Origin of the sequence: Pseudoalteromonas sp. NSLLW24, from assembly GCF_015864725.1 — a bacterium.
In the GTDB taxonomy this organism is placed as follows: domain Bacteria; phylum Pseudomonadota; class Gammaproteobacteria; order Enterobacterales; family Alteromonadaceae; genus Pseudoalteromonas; species Pseudoalteromonas arctica.
Genome location: NZ_JADYWQ010000006.1, coordinates 234,836 through 253,884, shown reverse-complemented (window position 1 = coordinate 253,884; position 19,049 = coordinate 234,836). Strand labels below are relative to the sequence as shown.

Sequence of the window (19,049 nt, the reverse complement as noted above, 5' to 3'; positions counted from 1 at the left end):
GTTAACCTCCAAAAATCCGTTTAAATAAGCCTTTTTTCTCAACGTCTAAGAAGCGAAAATCGACGGTTTCACCTAGTAAGCGGTTAATTGCATCAGAATAAGCTTGGCCTGCATCAGATTCTGTATCCAATATAACAGGTTGGCCTGAGTTTGAAGCACTTAATACCGCTTGCGATTCAGGAATAACACCTAATAGTGGGATTGACAGAATATCTTGCACATCTTCTACCGATAGCATTTCACCTTTTTCAACACGACTAGGATTATAGCGTGTTAATAGTAAGTGTTCTTTAATGTTTTCTAGGCCTTCTTCAGCACGTTTTGATTTGCTGTGTAAAATACCTAAAATACGATCTGAATCTCGAACTGACGACACTTCTGGATTTGTTGTCACGATTGCTTCGTCAGCAAAGTACATTGCCATCATAGCGCCAGCTTCAATGCCTGCTGGTGAATCACACACAATGTAATCAAAGTCTTCTTTTAATTCGTTTAATACGCGTTCAACACCTTCACGAGTTAATGCGTCTTTATCACGAGTTTGTGAAGCGGGTAGTAAAAATAATTTATCTACACGTTTATCTTTAATAAGCGCTTGGTTAAGGTTTGCCTCACCATTAATTACGTTTACAAAGTCATAAACAACACGGCGTTCACAACCCATAATTAAATCTAAGTTACGTAAACCAATATCAAAGTCGATAATAACTGTTTTATAGCCTTTTAACGCTAAGCCTGTGCCAATTGCAGCACTTGATGTTGTTTTACCAACACCGCCTTTACCTGAGGTAACGACAATTACTTTTGCCATGAGATTTATCCTTTAACCAAAGCTGAAATTTCTAATGATTCGTCTTTTTGTTGTATTTGCACTGCATTTCCCCAATGTTCACCTTGTAGTGAATCACTGATCCAGTAGTTACCATCTATTGAAACCAGCTCGGCCTCAAGTTTTTGGCAAAAAATGTGTGCTTCTTTAAAACCTTTTGCGCCTGCAATAGCGCGACCGCGTAGCGTGCCATAAATATGCACATTTCCATCGGCAATAACTTCAGCACCATGACTAACCGCGCCAAGTACTATCAAATCTCTATCTTTTGCATAAACTTGTTGTCCAGAACGAACTGTACCGCTAATAATTTGCGCTGGTAAATGCACTGTTTTTTCTACAATCGACGTATTAGCCTCTTGTTTAACAGGTTCGCTCTTAACGTCTTGTGAATAATTCAAAACAGATAAGCCAGCAGCTTTAGCTTGTGTATGTTGCTCATCTGAGCCATTACATACACCAACAGCGTTAAAGCTGATACGCTCGATTAATGACTTTAAGTGTACAAAATCAAGTGAACTGTTTTTAATTTCAATTAAATTAACAACAATAGGAGCACCCTCAAAAAACTTAGGGGCCTGGGCTATTTTTATATATAGTTGTTCTGCTAAAAGGTTTATATCAGTACTATAAAGATGCAAAACTGATAACGTAAAAAGATTCCCTTTTAACTCAAAAATTTGGTCCGACATACACGCTCAATTGAATTGTCTGATTAGAAATTAATTTTAGATAAACGTAGGCTGAATAGGGCCTTTATTGAAATTTCTAATCTAATTTTTCTAACTTATTATTACTCTCATGTTATAGTGTGCGGCATTGTTAAGCAAGAATTTATAGGGTCATAATGCTCACTGCAGTATATAAAAGTAAGAAAAAAGCGGATACGTTCTTATTTGTTGAAAAAAGAGATGATTTTGACAAAGTTCCGGAACCTTTAATGGCTATGTTTGGTCAACCTCTTTATGTGATGATCATCAACTTAGCAAAACGTGAGCATTTAGGTGGGTCTGATTTAGAAGCAGTAAAAGGTGCACTAAGTGATCAGGGGTATTATTTACAACTTCCTCCACCGGAACAAAATTTGCTAAGTCAGTTACGAAAAGAAAATGGAGTTGATAGTGATTAAAAAACTTATCGTTATATTATGTGGTGTATGTTTAAGCTCATCTGTGGTGGCAAAAACACAGGCCGAATTTCAAGATTATTTAGCAAATTTAAAGCAAGAAGCCATCTCAAAAGGCTATGAAGCAAAACTTATTGATGATGCTTTTGCAACAGCAACATATAAAGAAAAAGTGGTTTCGGCTGATAAAAACCAGCCAGAAGTAAAAGAAACCCTTGAAACGTATTTACCAAAACGCGTACCACAGTGGAAAATAGACCGCGCACGCAAGCTTTATTCAGAAAACAAAGATGTACTTGAAAAAGTAGCGAAAGAGTTTGGCGTACAAGCACGCTTTATAGTGGCATTGTGGGGACTTGAAAGTAACTTTGGCGCTATTCAAGGTGGCCATAATGTTATTTCGTCACTTGTTACACTTGCTTTTGATGGACGCCGAGAAGCGCTTTATAAACGCCAACTTTGGGCTGCACTCGACATTTTAAAATCGGGCCATATTACGCTTGATAAATTTAAAGGCTCATGGGCAGGCGCAATGGGGCAAACGCAATTTATGCCAACTTCATTTAATGCTTACGCGGTTGATTACAATAATGATGGCCGTAAAGATATTTGGACCACAAAGGAAGATGCTTTTGCTTCAATTGCTAACTATTTAAAGCAAGAAGGCTGGAACGACTCTCTTACGTGGGGTCGCCAAGTACAGTTACCTGAAAACTTTGATAGTAAATACGTTTTAGTGCGTGGTACAAAAACGCGCAAGCAGTGGCTAGAATATTGGAATGATTCTGAGCGTTCATTAGCTGATTGGCAAGCACTCGGTGTACGTAAAGCTGATGGCTCTGATTTACCTAATGTGGACGTGCGTGCTGCGCTGGTTATGCCTGATGATATAAATGGCCGTATGTACTTAGCGTACGACAACTACAAAGTATTTATGCATTGGAATCGCTCGTATTACTTTGCTACTAGCGTAGGTTACTTGTCGGATAGAATTGGTTATCCAAAAATCTAATTATTAAAATATACCTATAAATAAAGCCGCAATTGCGGCTTTATTCTTTTTTGAATATTTTATCTTTTAAGTCAATAACTTTACCAATTCCAGAACCTAGCTTCATCAGCTTATTAAGTTGCTCTGGCGTTAAGCGTTGCAGCTCTGATGACCATTTAGTGACGGTTTCAAGTAGGTTGTGAATTTCCCCCATTTGTTTTTGTGCATAAAGCTCATCGTCGTTACTGGCTTCGTCTAATAAGTTATCGCGTAGTAATGTTAAGGTGGGCTCAATTTCGCGCTTTTTACGTTCTTCAAATACGCGATTTGCCATATCCCAAATATCGCCAGCAGGGGCGTAGTACTCTTTTCGATCGCCAGGAATATGCTGCACTTTAATTAATTGCCACGATTGCAACTCTTTAATACCCATGCTTACATTACCGCGAGAAATACTAAGCGCATCTGCAATCTCATTGGCTGTCATTGGATTTTTAGTAATAATCAGCAAACCACACATTTGCCCAATCGTACGATTGAATCCCCAGCGGCTGCCCATCTCACCACAATGCATTACAAAGGCAAAATTCTTTTCGGATAAACTCATAGCTTAGTAACTTTCAGTAATTTCAGAAAGTAAATGCTAGCACGCTCATTTTGGATAGCAAGTTCTTAGCCATTTTATAAATTGATTTTAACGACTAAAGTATGATTTAGATTAATATTTATACATCTATATTGGGGTATGTTGTACACAACAATACGTAAATAAATCCTTATTTTTAATTTTTTCACATACGATGGAATGACTATGAAAGCTGCAATTAATAATGAATACAAAGGTAAATTACAAATAACAGATCTGCCAATTCCTGAGGTTGGAATAAACGACGTTTTAGTAAAAATAGCTGCTTGTGGCGTTTGCCACACCGATTTACATGCCTGTCATGGTGATTGGCCGGTAAAGCCAAAAATGCCATTAGTTCCAGGGCATGAAGGAGTTGGTGTTATTGATAAAGTTGGAAGCAACATTAAGCACTTAGAAGTTGGCGATAGAGTGGGTATTCCTTGGCTCTATAGTGCATGTGGACACTGTGAGTTTTGCCTAGATGGCAAAGAAACACTGTGTTTATCGCAGCATAATACGGGTTATTCTATTGATGGTAGCTATGCAGAATATTGTTTGGCTCACGGTGATTACGTTGTAAAAATACCTGAGGGATTAGGCTTTTCTGAAGCTGCTCCATTATTTTGTGCAGGTGTTACAACCTATAAAGCATTAAAAGTATCTGGTGCTAAACCTGGGCAGTGGGTTGCTATTGTTGGTGTAGGCGGGCTTGGTCATTTAGCAGTACAGTACGCTAAAGCAATGGGTTTTAATGTAATAGCTGTTGATACAGGTAAAGAAAAACTCGCGCTTGCTAAAGAGCTTGGCGCAGATATAACACTCGACTTTAAAGAAGTTGTTCCTAGCGAAGCTATTTTTGAACAAGTAGGTGGCGCGCATGGCGTTGTGTGTACTGCGGTATCTAAAGCTGGGTTTGAACAAGCTTATAAAAGTGTACGCCGTGGCGGTAAATGTGTATTAGTGGGATTACCTCCAGAGGATATGCCGCTTCCTATTTTTGATACTGTGCTTAATGGCGTGTCAGTAGTGGGCTCTATTGTTGGTACACGTAAAGATTTGCAAGAATGCTTGGAATTTGCAGCGCAAGGTAAAGTAAAAGCGATTATTGAAGAAAAACGCTTAGAGGACATTAACGAAATTTTTGATGATATGCTCAAAGGTGAAATTAACGGTCGCATAGTGGTTACTATTTAATTAAATCGCCATAGCAAAAAAGCACGGCTTGTAAAAATACAAACCGTGCTTTTTAATCATCTAAACTATCAAAGTGTGTAACTAAAACTTAGTTTTGCATTACGCTCTTCGCCTGGCATACCACCTAAAAACATTGCTTTTGAGTAATATTTTTTGTTAAACAAATTATTTAAGTTTAACTGCATATGCCATTTATCAGTTGTATACGATACCGCTGTATCGTAAGTCGTGTAACTTGGTACGTAACCATCAGGAATCGAGAACGAACTTGAATTAGTACTTCTGTTATCTACAAATGTAATACCACCACTTATATTTACAGCTTCAGGTAAGTTAAACATATCTGCGTAATAAGTTACCCACGTGCTTGCTGTTACGTAAGGCACACCTTTTTGGCGTGTGTCGTAACTGCTGCTGTTAGGATTGCTTTTGTCACGTGCATCTTGATAAATACCGTTTACGTTTACTTTCCATTTATCATTTAAGTAAGCGTTTAAATCAAGTTCAATACCTGTTGTTTCTTCTTTACCATCATAATAGCTTTCAGGTACATTTGAGCCTGATGTTAAAGCGTCATAAAGCGGATTTGCGTATTCTAAATTAGTACGAGAGCTTTCGAATATAACAATAGAAGCTAGTAGTTGATCATCAAACGCTTTAAATCTAAAACCTAAATCGTTACTCATTGATTCAGAATCTTCTCTGTCTGCTTCATTACCCGCAACAGATCCCAATACACTATACGCTGTACGACCTTTTGAATGATTTACAAATACAGATAAATCTTCAGATGGCTGATACGTTGCACCTAGGTTATACGTTAAGCCAGAATCTGATGTACTCGCTTCAGGTGTTGGCTCTGCGCGGCTTGAGCTATAGCGCTCATCTACACCAAAGTGCTCGTAAGTTTGCTCAATGCGGTTATATGCTACACCAATACGCGTTGTAAGCTCTTCAGTAAGATAACCAACATGTTGAATGCCTAAGCCCCATGCTTGTACTTTTTTATTGTAGTCGCTGGTTTTAAGTGGATCGAAGTCATCAAAGTTGCCAGATGGCCAATTTGGTTCTCTTATATCGTAAATATACGGCAATGAACCTTGGTACGTTACATCACCAGCATCGTTTGTGAGTACGTAATCTTGATCCCATATTGAGAATTGTTTAAAACGAATATCTCTATCTTCGTAGTTTGCGTTAACAAGTAATTCGTTATCTACGTCGCCTAACATAAAGTCATAACGTAAATCTAAAAAGTACTGCCATGATTTTTCATCTGCTTCTACTTGGCGGTATTCTTGGCGGCGTGCTGCATACGGGTAAAGTACACCGTCTTCAACTAACGGAGCACGTGGGTCATTATTTATAATTCCATCACGAGTAGAGTAAACGTAGTTATAAGCACCTGTTTGGCGCGCAAAACTTGATGTGTAGTTACGGTACTGTAGCTGCTGGTTTAAAAACAAATCGTCAGTAATGTAATAGTTATGCGTTAATTTAAAACGCAGTTCTTCACCTTCGTTAGCATCAGCCATTGGTGAAATAATACCATTTGTGCCAAAGCTATAAGGTGTTAATCCATCAGATGAAGATAGCGAATTAGCAAGTTGGTCGCGTTGTGCATCACTTAACTGTACGCCGCTTCCTGTCGGATCGTTTACTAAATCGGCACCGGTTACTTCACCCGCGCTTAAACCATTTGCAGTTTCTGCATTGTAAATACGAATAGGGTGGCCAATAGAATCAACCGCTATTTCATCTTTTATATATGCTGCAGAAAGCATGATGTTTTGTCTGTCGTTTAGCACGTATTTAAGCGAAGTATAAATTTCGTCGCGATCTTCTTTTAAATCGCGAAAGCCGTCACTTGACGCTGTTTTAGCCATTACACGATAGGCCAAGTCATCTGTTATAGCGTTAGTGCTATCAAACGATAATGAATAGCTATCCCACTGGCCAAGCTCAGCCGATACTTTGTGTTTCTCTTCAAACTCTGGCTTTTTCTCTATTAGGTTAATTACGCCACCCGCACTACCAATGCCATATAAACCTGTTGCTGGGCCTTTTAAAACCTCAACAGATTCAACATTTGTAAGTGAACGAGTTGGGTTGAATGTATTACCCAGGCCTGCACCACCATACATACCATCGTAGGTGTAGTTTGCATCTAAACCACGAATTACTAAGTTATCACCAATACCGTAGTTATTACCTGCTTGTGTTAAACCACTTACGTTTCTAACTAAATCTTGTAGGCTATCTACACCTTGAGATTCAATAAGTTCACGGTCAATAATCACAACCGGTGCAGGTGTTTCCATTAAAGACATGTCTGATTTAGTAGCAAGACCTGAGCTCATCACCACGCGGTTTTGTTTTTCGTATACGCTGATGCGTTCAATATCAGCATCAACTTGTGTATTTTGGGCAAATGCCATATTTGCATTTAAACAAGCAAGAGTAATAAGAGAGTACTTAAACGTTTTCATAGAGTGATAACTATTCGCGTTATTGAATTTGCGCGAATGATAATGGTTATTGTTTTTAAAGTGAATAGAAAGTTCATTTTATTTGATTAAATAAAACTGTTCGGATAATTAATAAACAAAACCAAGCCTAATAAAGGTACGTTGTACCTTTATTAGGATGTTTGAGATGGGTGAGGGGTTTATTAAGACTAAGTAAGCTCAGCCTTAATAGCGTGTATTTACAATTGGTTTTTATAAACAACACCTGCTTTCATTACGAAGGGTACTGACTCTAAGGTTTTAATGTTTTTAAGAGGGTTTGCTTTTACAGCAATTATATCAGCAGCAAATCCGGTTTTAATTTGTCCTAACTGAGTATCCATTTTTAATAACTTAGCGCTATTAATAGTGGATGCTTGAATGGCTTGTAGTTCTGTCATGCCAAATTCAACCATGCGGCTAAACTGTTTTGCATTATCTCCGTGCGGGTAAATTGCTGCATCCGTTCCAAAGACCATTTTCACACCCGCTTTTACAGCACGGCTAAAGCTATCACGTTGCCTTTTTGATACTTGGCGTTCTTTATTTAGATTTTCTTCGTCAACACCATTTTGCTCGCCATAAGTCAAAGTGTATTCGGTGTTATAAATATCCATAGAAAGCCAAGTTCCATGCTCTTTGGCAAGGGCTATGGCTTCGTCATCTAAAAAGCTGGCGTGCTCTACGCTATCAACACCTGCTTTAATGGCTGTTTTAATCCCGCTTGTACCGTGTGCATGAGCTGCAACTGGTAAATCTCGCATATGGGATTCATCAACAATGGCTTTCATTTCTTCAAAAGAATACTGCTGTGCACCTACTTTAGTCCCTTTTGAAAATACGCCACCTGTGGCACAAAACTTAATAGCGTTTGCCCCGTATTTAATGTTTTCGCGTACTTTTATACGGGCAGCCCACGGACCGTCGGCAACACCGCTTGAAGTGTATTTAAGCTCAGGAGGTAGTCGGTTGTTATCACAGTGCCCACCAGTAATTCCAAGTGATGGCCCCGCAGCCCAAATACGAGGGCCAACTATGTCACCCGCATTTATACCGTCACGTACCGCTATAACGCTGTAACCTTCAGCGCCAACATTACGTACTGTTGTAAATCCGGCTTCTAATGTTTTTTTAGCAAAATAAGCGGCTTTAATCGCCATACGCGGAACTGACTGGCCTAAACGTTCGCTGCGTGGAACCGTCGGGTCGCTTGTTAAATGCACATGCATATCCATTAAACCTGGCATAAGGGTTAAATCAGGTAGTTGAATATGTTTATCACCTTTAACCAGCGTTGGTTTTTTATTTTGTTCAATATTAGTGATCACGCCATCATCAATAGTAATCAAGGGCGATTTAATGAGTTTGCCATCTTCAACATTAACCATGGCTTTAGCCGATAGGTATGTTACGGCATGGGTATTAAAAGTGGTTAAGCAAAGTAAGGCAATAGAGGTGCTGAGTAGTTGTTTTTTCATTTAATTTTTCTTTTAAGTCATATTTGAATTAATAGAAATGTAACAAGCTCAGATAAAAGTGCAAATTTAATACGATGAACGCAATCTATCGTAATTACTTTATTAAGCACGGTTTAATGCGCATAATCAAAAAACGATATTAAAAAGGATTATCATGAAATCAATTAAATTAGCATTAGTTGCCAGTGGCGTTATGTTTGCTTTAAGTGGCTGTATGAATACTGGGCTTAGTACACACACTAATACCAGTGCGCAGCTAAACACCGTTAACGCATCGGCAGGTATTGTTTCAGAGCTTTCGGCAGAGCAACAGCTCGATGTACTTGTTGCACAGTATTACGATGAATCGCTTACATATAGCCCCATCAGCGCAACGTATAATGGTCGTAACGAGTTTAACGATCAATTTACACCTGAGATTTCAAAAGAAAATAGAGCTAAAAAAGCGGCTTTTTATAAAAAATATCAACAGCGTTTAAACTTTATAGATAAAGCACAGTTAACAGGGCAATCGCTTTTAAGTTTTGAAATATTAGAGCGCGACCTTGCACTTAAATTAGAAGGCATGCAGTTTCCTGATTATTTACTACCAATTAACCAAATGGCAGGTGCGCATAACACCTTTGCAGGTTTTGGTTCAGGTCAAAGTGCTCAGCCGTTTAATAGCGTTGAAGATTACACGGCTTTTATGTCGCGCAGCGAAGGTTTTGTAAAGTGGCTTGCCAGTGTAGAGCGCTCAATGGCACAAGGTATTAAACTAGGTATTACGTTACCAAAACCACTTGCTGAAAAACTGCAGCCACAATTTGCGGCTCATGTAGTTAAAAATGCTGAAGACTCACTGTTTTGGGGACCAATTAAAAAATTACCAGAATCGTTTAGTGCACAGCAAAAGCAAAAAATTACAGCGCAGTATCGTCAATTGATTACGCAGCACTTAGTACCGGCTTATAAAAGCATGAGTGACTTTTTAGCTAATCAGTATATTGTAAATAGTCGAGAAAGCGTTGGTTATAGTGACTTACCAAACGGTAAAGCATGGTACGAATACCAAATTAAGAAAAACACGACGCTTAGTTTATCTGCAGATGAAATTCATGACATTGGATTAAGTGAAGTGTCGCGTATTTTAAGCGAAATGAAAAAAGTAAAAGAAACCGTAGGCTTTAAAGGTGAGCTCTCTGAATTTTTTGACCATTTACGTGATTCAGATGAATTTTATTACGACACGCCCGAGGAGTTAATTGCGGCATATGAAAACGTTAAGAAAAAAATAGACGCACGTTTGCCTCTGCTTTTTAACATTGCACCCAAAGCACCTTACGTCGTAAAAGCAGTTGAAGCATACCGAGCGCAGTCGGCAGCAGGTGCATCATACGCATCTCCGGCACCTGATGGTTCTCGCCCTGGTATTTTTTATATCAATGCTTATAACTTAAAAGCGCAGCCTAAATTTTTACTCGAAACTTTATCGATTCATGAAGCAGCCCCAGGGCATCACTTTCAAATAGCACTTCAACAAGAAATAGAAGGCTTACCTGATTTTCGTAAATTTGGTGGTTACACTGTGTTTGCAGAAGGTTGGGCGCTTTACGCAGAAAGCTTAGGCAAAGAGCTAGGCTTATTTACCGACCCTTATATGTGGTACGGGCGTTTATCAGACGAGCAATTACGCGCAATGCGTTTAGTGCTTGATACTGGTTTTCATGCGAAAGGGTGGACGCGTCAACAAGGTATAGACTACATGCTTGCTAACTCATCTATGGCAAAGAGCGATGTAATTGCAGAGGTTGAGCGCTATATTGCATGGCCAGGACAAGCGCTTTCTTACAAGTTAGGGCAATTTAAAATTCAAGAATTACGTGATTTTTCTAAAAAAGAACTCGGTAATAAATTTGATATTAAAGCATTCCATACGCAAATATTAATTGATGGCGCATTGCCAATGCCAATCTTAGAGGAAAAAATTAAGCGTTGGGTTAAATCTCAAAGCTAATTTGTAGCGTAAAGCCAGTACTTTGAAAGGGTATTGGCTTTGCGCCATTTACAGCAATACGGTAGAATGCGCGCTCTTTAGGGGGCACGAGTAAACTATGTTTGATCAACAATTAGCAAATACACAATTTTGGCTTAAAAAAAGCTTAAGCGACATGAGTCAAAACGAATGGGAAGCCATTTGTGATGGGTGCGGAAAATGTTGTTTAAATACGTTTATTGATAGCGAAGATGAAGACGAATTTACCGCTACCGATCAGTTACGCGAAGGTGAACAATTAATATTTACTAATATTGTATGCCAGTATCTTGATAACAACACCTGTGGTTGTAGCGAGTACGAAAACCGCCAAACGCTTGTTCCTTCTTGTGTAAAACTCACAAAAGAAAACCTTAAAGACATCTTTTTTATGCCACAAAGCTGCAGTTACCGTCGTTTACATGAAGGTCGTGGTTTGGCTTCTTGGCACCCATTATTAAATAGTGGCGATAAAACAAAGATGCATGAGCTAGGTATTTCTGTAAAAGACAAAACAGTAAAAGATTGTGATGTAAAGCTTGATGATTTTGATTTATACATTGCAGAGTGGCCAACAAAGGACGCTGATTAATGAATAAGTTAAAAGCGAGTATTGGTTTAATTAACCCTAAAAGCCCGACAAATGTTGGCGGTGTATTGCGTGCAGCAGGCTGTTATGACGCCAAACAAGTGTTTTTTACCGGTAATCGTTACTTAAACGCTAAAAAGTTTCATACCGATACTAAGAACGCACTTGAGCGTATCCCTTTAACTGAAACTAATAGTTTAGAAGCGGTAAAACCAGAGGGCGCAACCGTTGTTGTTATTGAGCTTATTGAAGGTGCAACACCTTTACCTGAGTTTAAGCATCCTGAAAATGCGTTTTATGTTTTTGGCCCAGAAGATGGCTCTGTATCAAAAGACGTTTTAAAGTGGTGTGATGAAGTGGTATATATTCCAACTATTGGCTGCATGAACTTAGCGGCTACCTGTAATGTTGTTTTGTATGATCGCTTAGCTAAATTAGGCGGCGTTGAGAGTAGTGACGATACTATTATTAGCTCACGTGATACAAACAATAAAATGAGGTGGCAAAAAAGCTGATTAGTTAAGGTTTATTTGTGCAAAAATGTTAGTTTTGGCTAAACTTAAAAACATTATAAATCATAAATAGATACTAAAATGCGCTGGTTTTATTTTATATTATTACTGACAAGTAGTAATTGTTTTGCTGAAACATCAGTTGAGTATTATCAAAATGGTACTCAACATGTTTTAACTGGACATTACCACAAATCAGGAGTGCTCTATGAAGCGAAAAACCCCAAACAAACACTCCATTTAGCCACACTCGATTGGCCTCCTTATATTGGTAATAATTTATGTAATAAAGGCTGGGTTTATCAATTTTCAATTGCTCTATTAAATAGTAAGGGCTACAGCGTATATATTGAATTTTTGCCTTGGGCAAGAGCTGTACGAAATGTAGAACTAGGCAAAGCTGATATATTAATGCCTGAATATTTTATAGAAGATACAGCCCCCTCCGATTATGTTAATGGTAAAACACGTCGAGAATTACTCGGTTTATCTAATTCATTTAAAGGTGGCGAAATTGCATTTTTAAAAAGGAAAGGCGATACAGACCGTTTCACTGGAAACTTAAAATCGCTTAAAGGGCAAAAGATTGGTGTTGTTCGTGGGTATCAAAATACGCCTGAGTTTGATGCTATGATGGACAATGCTGAGTTTGAAGTTATTACCTCTGTTGATGATTTACAGCTTGTTCAGCTTCTGGTTGCTAAACGTGTTGATTTGATTATAGGCGACGCTCAAGTTCTTAAATTCTCTGTAACTTATTCTTCTTTAACTAAACCTGAAAAACAATCTTTGCTTTCTTCTATTGAGCAAGAAAGCATTCCTCTGCAATACAACCCTTTATATTTTGCTATTAGTAAGCTTACACCTAAATGGCTTTTAGTCTTAGAGGACATAAATGAAGGGCTTTATCAGTTTCATAATAGTGGCGAGATAGACCGTATTATCAATACGACAAATACTCAATGCAAGCCATAAAATTGGAACGTTCCTTTGTTGCGCTGACTAATTTATATATAAACATGTAGAATCGTTTTCAACTTGTTAATGGAGTGAAAACGACGTGAGTGAAATAAATACAAATCAATCATTCGCGGTCAACGAACAGCCAAATAAAAATTATCTGTTTCCACTGACTGCAATGACGACCCTATTTTTTTTATGGGGTTTTATTACTGTTTTAAACGATGTACTAATACCACGATTAAAAGGCGTATTTGATTTAAGCTTTTTTGAAGCGATGCTAGTACAGTTTTGCTTTTTTGGTGCTTATTTTATTGTTTCTATCCCTGCGGGGATTTTAGTTAAGCAGTTTGGTTATAAAAAAGGGATTTTAACTGGTTTAATTGTAGCTTCAATTGGGTGCATGTTGTTTTATCCTGCTGTTGTAGTACATGAATATTGGCTATTTTTGAGCGCTTTATTTGTACTTGCCGCTGGTGTAACGGTGCTTCAGGTTTCTGCCAATCCTTATGTTGCTGCTCTTGGGAGCGAAAAAACAGCTTCTTCTCGTTTAAATTTGGCACAAGCACTTAATGCGCTTGGTACTACCGTTGGGCCTTATGTAGGTGGTTTATTATTTTTTGGTACAGCAGGTAGTCTAGCTGCTTCTGCAGCAACTGCTGAGTCTGTAAAAGTGCCTTATTTAATGCTCGCTGGTGCCTTATTACTTATCGCTATTATATTTGCCTTTATAAAGCTTCCAGAAATTGAAGCCCATAAAGAGGAAAATAATGCTGCAGTAGAATCTCGTTCATTAACTCAAGCACCGCACTTAACTATGGGTGTACTTGCTATATTTTGTTATGTAGGTGGGGAGGTTGCCATTGGCAGCTTTTTAGTTAACTACTTTGGTGAGGCGCACATAGCAGGACTTGAAGAGCATACTGCGGCTGCACTTATTAGTTATTACTGGGGCGGGGCAATGGTAGGGCGTTTTATTGGCTCTGTATTATTACAAAAAATAGCGCCTTCTAAGGCGATCGCATTTAATGCATTTAGTATTATTGCGCTATTGCTGATCACCATTTTTACTCAAGGTGACGTCGCTTTATATTCAGTATTGGCAATTGGTTTATTTAACTCAATTATGTTCCCGACTATATTTTCAGTTGCAATCGAGCGACTAGGATCATTGACCAGTAAGGGTTCTGGTTGGTTGTGCTTAGCTATTGTAGGTGGTGCACTTGTACCATTACTGCAAGGGTTTATAGCTGACACAGTAAATATACAGCAAAGCTTTTTTGTTCCAATGCTATGTTATGTATTTATTGCATGGTATGGATTAAATGTTGTTCGCTTAGCAAATAAGTGGAAATAACAGACTATACAAGAGTGACTGAATACGTATTCAGTCACTTATAAAGCTACATTTAATGGGAACGTTCCATAAGTAATTAATACGAGTCACAATTTATTTCAATATTAGTCAGTTATCCCCTACAGCCTTTTGTTTTTTAATCCTTTATCCTTATTTTTATACAATAACCTAGTCACAAGCCTTATTTATTAGGACATTTAGCTAAATTTTTGCTAAAACTGTATGGATAATAAAGATAAATAATAAAAAGGATGTATATGCTTAACTCGTTGAAATTTACTTCCAAAGTGACTATTGCAGCCTCTTTAATTTTGGTTTTGGTGCTAGGGTTATTTACTTTTAATAACTACATTGCGATGCGCAAGCAAACCGAGCAGCAGTTAAGCCTAGTATTACAACAAAATTCCGAATCTGTTTCACAAAATATAGCGAGTTGGTTAAATGCAAAGTTGGCGATTGTTATATCAATTGCTAAAACCCATAAAGCTAATGATTCTAAAGCACTCACCCTTTCACAATTAAATACTGCAGAGCTTGCCGGAAGCTTTAAAAATACGTATATAGGTAAATCCAGCGGCACGTTTATATTAAACGATCAATCAGTCGTTTTACCTGCTGATTTTGATGCGACCTCTCGCCCTTGGTACAAATTAGTCGAAAACAAATCAAATACCGCTTTTACAACTCCCTATATTGATGTAACAACTAACGAGCTTACAATTTCAGCGGTAGTACCCATGCTACAAAATGGCCAGTTTAGCGGCGTTGCAGGTGCTGATATTGATATGCAAACCGTGACTAAAATTATTAACGATATTGATTTTTTAGGTCTCGGTTATGGTTTTTTACTCGATAACAAAGGTCAAGTGTTAAGCCATCCTAATGCTAAGTTAAACTTAAAAAATACATCAGACATTTTTGGTACTAATACGCCCTTGCAAAGTGAGTTTACCCAATACGAGATAAACGGAGAGTCTAAGCTTATCTCGTTTACAAAAATTAGTGGTATTGAAAACGTAGATTGGTACCTAGGTGTTGTCATAGATAAAGATAAAGCGTATGTCAGCGTTTCTAACTTTGGCCAAACTGCGGCTGTTTTTATGGTGATAGGGATCATTACTATCATTATTATGATGCAGCTTTTATTACGCTATTTAATGCAGCCTATGAACCGCTTAAATGATGCCATTAAAGATATAGCACAAGGCGAAGGCGATTTAACAAGGCGCTTAACCGTTGAAAATGATGATGAGTTTGGCGACTTAAGCCATTCATTTAATATTTTCATCGAAAAAATTCAGCATTCAATAGAGCAAGTAAAAGAGTCCACAGAGCAATTAGATACAGCAATTGAGAGCTTGGTATCACAAACACATTCATCGCTGTCTATGTATGATGATCAAAGTAAACGAACCGATAGTGTTGCAGCGGCTATTAACCAGTTTTCAGCTACATCAATGGATATTTCAAATAATGCAGAGAGTGCATCGCAGCTTGCTAAAAATGCAGATGAGCACTCAACACAAAACCAAGAAGCATTAAGTCACAGTGTTACAACCATCCACCAGCTTTCAGCTAATATGGAGAAAGCTCAGCAAACTATAAACAGTTTAAATACGCACACAGCCAGTATTGGGCAAGTGCTTGAAGTTATTAAAGGTGTAAGCGAGCAAACTAATCTATTGGCGCTAAATGCAGCAATAGAAGCCGCTAGAGCAGGAGAGGCAGGACGCGGTTTTGCCGTTGTAGCAGATGAAGTACGCCAATTAGCACACCGCACTCAACAATCAACGCAAGAAATTGAAGACACGGTGAGCCAGTTACAAAAAGGCTCAAACCTTGCTGTAGAGCTTATGAAAACAAGCCTTCAAGACAGTGAAAAAAGCGTACAACAAGCAGATGCCGTCGGCAATTTAATGAGTCATGTTATACAAGCTATTAAGCAAATTAACGATGCAAATCATTCTGTGGCCAGTGCAACCGATGAGCAAAACCAAGTTGTTAAGTTATTAGATACTGATATTCAAACAATTAGTGCGCTTTCTATACAAGGCAAGGCTAACTTAAATGACACACTTAACGAATGTACCAAACTAAAACAGCAGTTTAGTGCCTTAGAAAATATGGTTCAAAAGTTTAAAGTATAAAATTAATGACTAAAAAAAATGTAAATAAACCAAACTGGCTCAGTCTAATAAATATCGACAGTGTTTATAGCTCAGACATGCAACGCAAAGCGTTTTGTTTATTTACCATGATTGGGATATCAATTGTGGTGATTGCTGTATTAGTGTTTTTGAATTATAAGGTTTACTCACCGATACTCACTGCTTCATTAATTATCGTTAACATTACAAATATAAGCTGTTCTATCTACTTTATAAGAACGGGTAATCTTCAAGTAGTGGCATTAATAAGTATGAGCATTGTGTGCATGATGTTTGTTGCACTTGTTTATACCGGTGGTAAAGACAACACCGCGCTATATTGGCTAATGTTTTATCCTGTAGTGACGTTTGCATCTTTAGGGGTCAGATTAGGTGCTTGGTTAGGTTTTACTTTACTGTTTTCTTGTATTGTTATTTTATACGGCCCTGATTTTGGTCAAGTTAGCTATGGCAATGTAGAAAAAACACGATTTATAGCGTCCTTTTCTATGGTGTTTTTATTCTCATTTATTGGTGAGTATTTTAGGCATAAAAGCCACTTGGCTATTGCCGATATTACGCTCGAGCAAAAACAAGATGCTTATACCGACCCCCTTACTGGTATAGCAAACAGACGTTTCATTACCTCTCATTTTTTAAAGCTTGCCCAAACACGCCCAGAGCAGTACTTACCTTTTTCAATTTTGTTAATTGATTTAGATAACTTCAAATCTTTAAACGATACGCATGGTCACGATTTTGGTGATACGGTATTGATCGAATTTACCAAGCTCCTTGAATCTCAGTTTTTGGCAACTGCGTTAAAGGCTCGTTATGGCGGTGAGGAGTTTGTTGTTATTTTACCGCAGGTTACTATTTCTACAGCCACTGTAATAGCAAACAAATTTCGAGAGGCTGTTGCAGGGCACGTTATATTTACTGATGACAAGCAGCGTATTTCAATCACCTGTAGCATTGGTATTTCCCAAGTAAATAAAGTAACTGATTATGATGATTCGTTAAAACAAGCTGATGAAGCTCTTTATAGTGCAAAGGCTGCTGGTCGTAATAGTGTCGTCTCGAACTAGTTGAAGGATTAATATGTCTCAAAGTAAATTAATATATGTTCATGACCCAATGTGTAGTTGGTGTTGGGGTTACTCACCAACCTGGCTTAAGCTAAAATCAGAGCTTGCTGGTAAAGTAGCAATTGAATATAAAGTAGGTGGATTAGCACCTGATAGCCAAGACCCAATGCCACAAAATATGAAAGAGATGCTTGAGCGTACTTGGCATAAAATTTCAGCGCAGTTAGGTACGCAATTTAATTATAACTTTTGGCGTAATTGCCAGCCAAGGCGTTCAACGTATCACGCATGTAGAGCCGCACTTATAGCGCGTAAAGCGGATAAAGAAGCTCAAATGGTGGCTGCAATTCAAAATGCTTATTACCTAAATGCGCAAAACCCGTCAGATGAAAGTACATTAATTAGTTTGGCTGAAAAAATTGGCTTAGATAAAAATGAGTTTACCGCGCAGCTAACGTCAAGCGAGCTTAATGATGAATTTAATGCTGAGTTATCCTTTGTTCGTACACTACCAATCCAAGGTTTTCCCTCACTAGTGCTTATTAAAGGTAATAAAGCATACCCAATTGAAATAAATTACACTGATTGGCACTATTCTCTTAATCAAATTAATTCAATTTTAAAATAACCCAGCCTGTTTATAGGGCATTTGGTTAACAAATGCTCTTATCATCTTAAAAACCCCCTCGTAAGTCTTAATTATTACCACTGTCATAAAAGCGACTTTTTTGCGCAACATCCTTGTCATGTTTCATCTATAAACTCCTGCTCATTGAAATTATTAAGTCATAAATTATTTATATAACAAAGTTTATGACCTAAAAAACAAACTAGCAAATCCGCTAACTAACGAGTAAAGGTGTATGCGATGAAAGGCGTTAAACCATTAATCTTAGCTGGTATTGTGGCCGCAAGTGCAGCAGTACACGCAAACGATTTAGATAAGGTTATTGATAAAAGCAGTGAAATTAATAAATCAGCTGCGCAATCACAAACAAAAATAGACAAGATTGCAGATTCAATGCAAGGACGTTTACAGCAATTTAAAACCCTCAATAAAGAAATTGACGGTTTAGCTGTTTACAACGCTCAGCTAACTAAACAGTTAAATAATCAAATAGAAGAGATGGAATCTTTAAACCTATCGATGGATCAGGTTTCTATTATTGAACGTCAAATTACACCTTTAATGATGCGTATGATTACAGGCCTTGAGCAGTTTGTATCACTCGATGTGCCATTTTTACAAGACGAGCGAGCAAAACGTTTAGCCTCATTAAAAACCATGATGGATCGCGCTGATATCACTTCAAGTGAAAAATTTCGTCGTGTGTTAGAAGCTTATCAAGTGGAAGTTGATTACGGGCGTACCATTGAAGCATATACCGCTCTATTAGAAGTAAGTGGTAAAGAGCGTGAAGTAGACTTTTTACGCATTGGTCGTTTAGAGCTTATTTATTTAACGCGAGATGGTAAGCAAGCAGGCAGCTGGGATACAAACACTAAAACGTTTGCGGCACTTCCTGACTCTACTATAAGCCAAATTAATAAAGGTCTTCGCATAGCGCGTAAGCAACTTGCCCCAGATATGTTAACTCTGCCAGTACACGCAGCAGAATAAGAGGTTAA

17 protein-coding genes are annotated in these 19,049 nt (G+C 38.0%); 12 read left to right on the top strand and 5 right to left on the bottom strand.

What is annotated here, in order from left to right:
- Position 1: 1 nt before the first annotated feature.
- Both minD and minC read right to left on the bottom strand, forming a co-directional pair.
- Positions 2 to 811 (bottom strand): septum site-determining protein MinD, encoded by an 810-nt coding sequence (minD, locus tag I6E72_RS08765; RefSeq protein ID WP_007583272.1) that lies wholly within the window; start codon positions 809 to 811, stop codon positions 2 to 4.
- A 5-nt stretch (positions 812 to 816) separates the two neighbouring features.
- Entirely contained in the window at positions 817 to 1,521 is a 705-nt protein-coding gene (gene minC, locus I6E72_RS08760) for a septum site-determining protein MinC (RefSeq protein WP_197111917.1), read from the bottom strand.
- A gap of 155 nt (positions 1,522 to 1,676) precedes the next feature.
- Here minC and I6E72_RS08755 point away from each other — a divergent pair, with 155 nt between their 5' ends.
- On the top strand, positions 1,677 to 1,958 hold the full coding sequence (locus tag I6E72_RS08755; protein WP_007583270.1) for a YcgL domain-containing protein: 282 nt from the start codon (positions 1,677 to 1,679) through the stop codon (positions 1,956 to 1,958).
- Positions 1,951 to 2,967, top strand: coding sequence for a lytic murein transglycosylase (locus tag I6E72_RS08750; RefSeq protein ID WP_165722028.1), 1,017 nt, complete (start codon positions 1,951 to 1,953; stop codon positions 2,965 to 2,967). The genes I6E72_RS08755 and I6E72_RS08750 overlap by 8 nt, the downstream gene beginning before the upstream one ends.
- A 40-nt stretch (positions 2,968 to 3,007) precedes the next feature.
- On the opposite strand, the gene I6E72_RS08745 is transcribed toward I6E72_RS08750, so the two are convergent.
- On the bottom strand, positions 3,008 to 3,553 hold the full coding sequence (locus tag I6E72_RS08745) for a GbsR/MarR family transcriptional regulator (protein ID WP_010552940.1): 546 nt from the start codon (positions 3,551 to 3,553) through the stop codon (positions 3,008 to 3,010).
- 204 nt (positions 3,554 to 3,757) lie between these two features.
- On the opposite strand from I6E72_RS08745, the gene adhP reads away from it, so the two are divergent.
- Positions 3,758 to 4,768 (top strand): alcohol dehydrogenase AdhP, encoded by a 1,011-nt coding sequence (adhP, locus tag I6E72_RS08740; RefSeq protein ID WP_007583268.1) that lies wholly within the window; start codon positions 3,758 to 3,760, stop codon positions 4,766 to 4,768.
- A 68-nt stretch (positions 4,769 to 4,836) separates the two neighbouring features.
- Here the strand turns inward: adhP and I6E72_RS08735 are convergent, their stop codons facing one another.
- Both I6E72_RS08735 and I6E72_RS08730 read right to left on the bottom strand, forming a co-directional pair.
- Entirely contained in the window at positions 4,837 to 7,257 is a 2,421-nt protein-coding gene (locus I6E72_RS08735; RefSeq protein WP_197111915.1) for a TonB-dependent receptor, read from the bottom strand.
- 218 nt (positions 7,258 to 7,475) lie between these two features.
- A complete protein-coding gene (locus I6E72_RS08730) occupies positions 7,476 to 8,753 on the bottom strand; it encodes a Xaa-Pro dipeptidase (protein WP_197111913.1) in 1,278 nt (425 codons plus the stop codon).
- 154 nt (positions 8,754 to 8,907) lie between these two features.
- Here I6E72_RS08730 and I6E72_RS08725 point away from each other — a divergent pair, with 154 nt between their 5' ends.
- From I6E72_RS08725 to I6E72_RS08685, 9 genes are all read left to right on the top strand, one after another.
- Positions 8,908 to 10,749 carry a DUF885 domain-containing protein gene (locus I6E72_RS08725; RefSeq protein WP_197111912.1) on the top strand — a complete coding sequence of 614 codons (1,842 nt, stop codon included), beginning with the start codon at positions 8,908 to 8,910 and terminating at the stop codon, positions 10,747 to 10,749.
- Between the two features lie 97 nt (positions 10,750 to 10,846).
- Positions 10,847 to 11,359, top strand: coding sequence for a YcgN family cysteine cluster protein (locus I6E72_RS08720; RefSeq protein WP_024598160.1), 513 nt, complete (start codon positions 10,847 to 10,849; stop codon positions 11,357 to 11,359).
- Positions 11,359 to 11,871 carry an RNA methyltransferase gene (locus I6E72_RS08715; RefSeq protein WP_197111910.1) on the top strand — a complete coding sequence of 171 codons (513 nt, stop codon included), beginning with the start codon at positions 11,359 to 11,361 and terminating at the stop codon, positions 11,869 to 11,871. The genes I6E72_RS08720 and I6E72_RS08715 overlap by 1 nt, the downstream gene beginning before the upstream one ends.
- Before the next feature lie 78 nt (positions 11,872 to 11,949).
- A complete protein-coding gene (locus tag I6E72_RS08710) occupies positions 11,950 to 12,843 on the top strand; it encodes a substrate-binding periplasmic protein (RefSeq protein WP_197111908.1) in 894 nt (297 codons plus the stop codon).
- An 85-nt stretch (positions 12,844 to 12,928) separates the two neighbouring features.
- Positions 12,929 to 14,185: a sugar MFS transporter gene (locus I6E72_RS08705; protein ID WP_007583255.1), complete on the top strand. Its 1,257-nt coding sequence runs from the start codon at positions 12,929 to 12,931 to the stop codon at positions 14,183 to 14,185.
- A gap of 257 nt (positions 14,186 to 14,442) precedes the next feature.
- The gene (locus tag I6E72_RS08700; RefSeq protein ID WP_024591048.1) at positions 14,443 to 16,332 is read left to right on the top strand and encodes a methyl-accepting chemotaxis protein; all 1,890 of its coding nucleotides are present in this window, start codon (positions 14,443 to 14,445) and stop codon (positions 16,330 to 16,332) included.
- A gap of 5 nt (positions 16,333 to 16,337) precedes the next feature.
- A complete protein-coding gene (locus I6E72_RS08695) occupies positions 16,338 to 17,420 on the top strand; it encodes a GGDEF domain-containing protein (protein WP_197111906.1) in 1,083 nt (360 codons plus the stop codon).
- 13 nt (positions 17,421 to 17,433) lie between these two features.
- On the top strand, positions 17,434 to 18,048 hold the full coding sequence (locus I6E72_RS08690) for a DsbA family protein (protein ID WP_165736058.1): 615 nt from the start codon (positions 17,434 to 17,436) through the stop codon (positions 18,046 to 18,048).
- Between the two features lie 240 nt (positions 18,049 to 18,288).
- Positions 18,289 to 19,041, top strand: coding sequence for a DUF3450 domain-containing protein (locus I6E72_RS08685; RefSeq protein ID WP_197111905.1), 753 nt, complete (start codon positions 18,289 to 18,291; stop codon positions 19,039 to 19,041).
- The last annotated feature ends 8 nt before the right edge of the window (positions 19,042 to 19,049 follow it).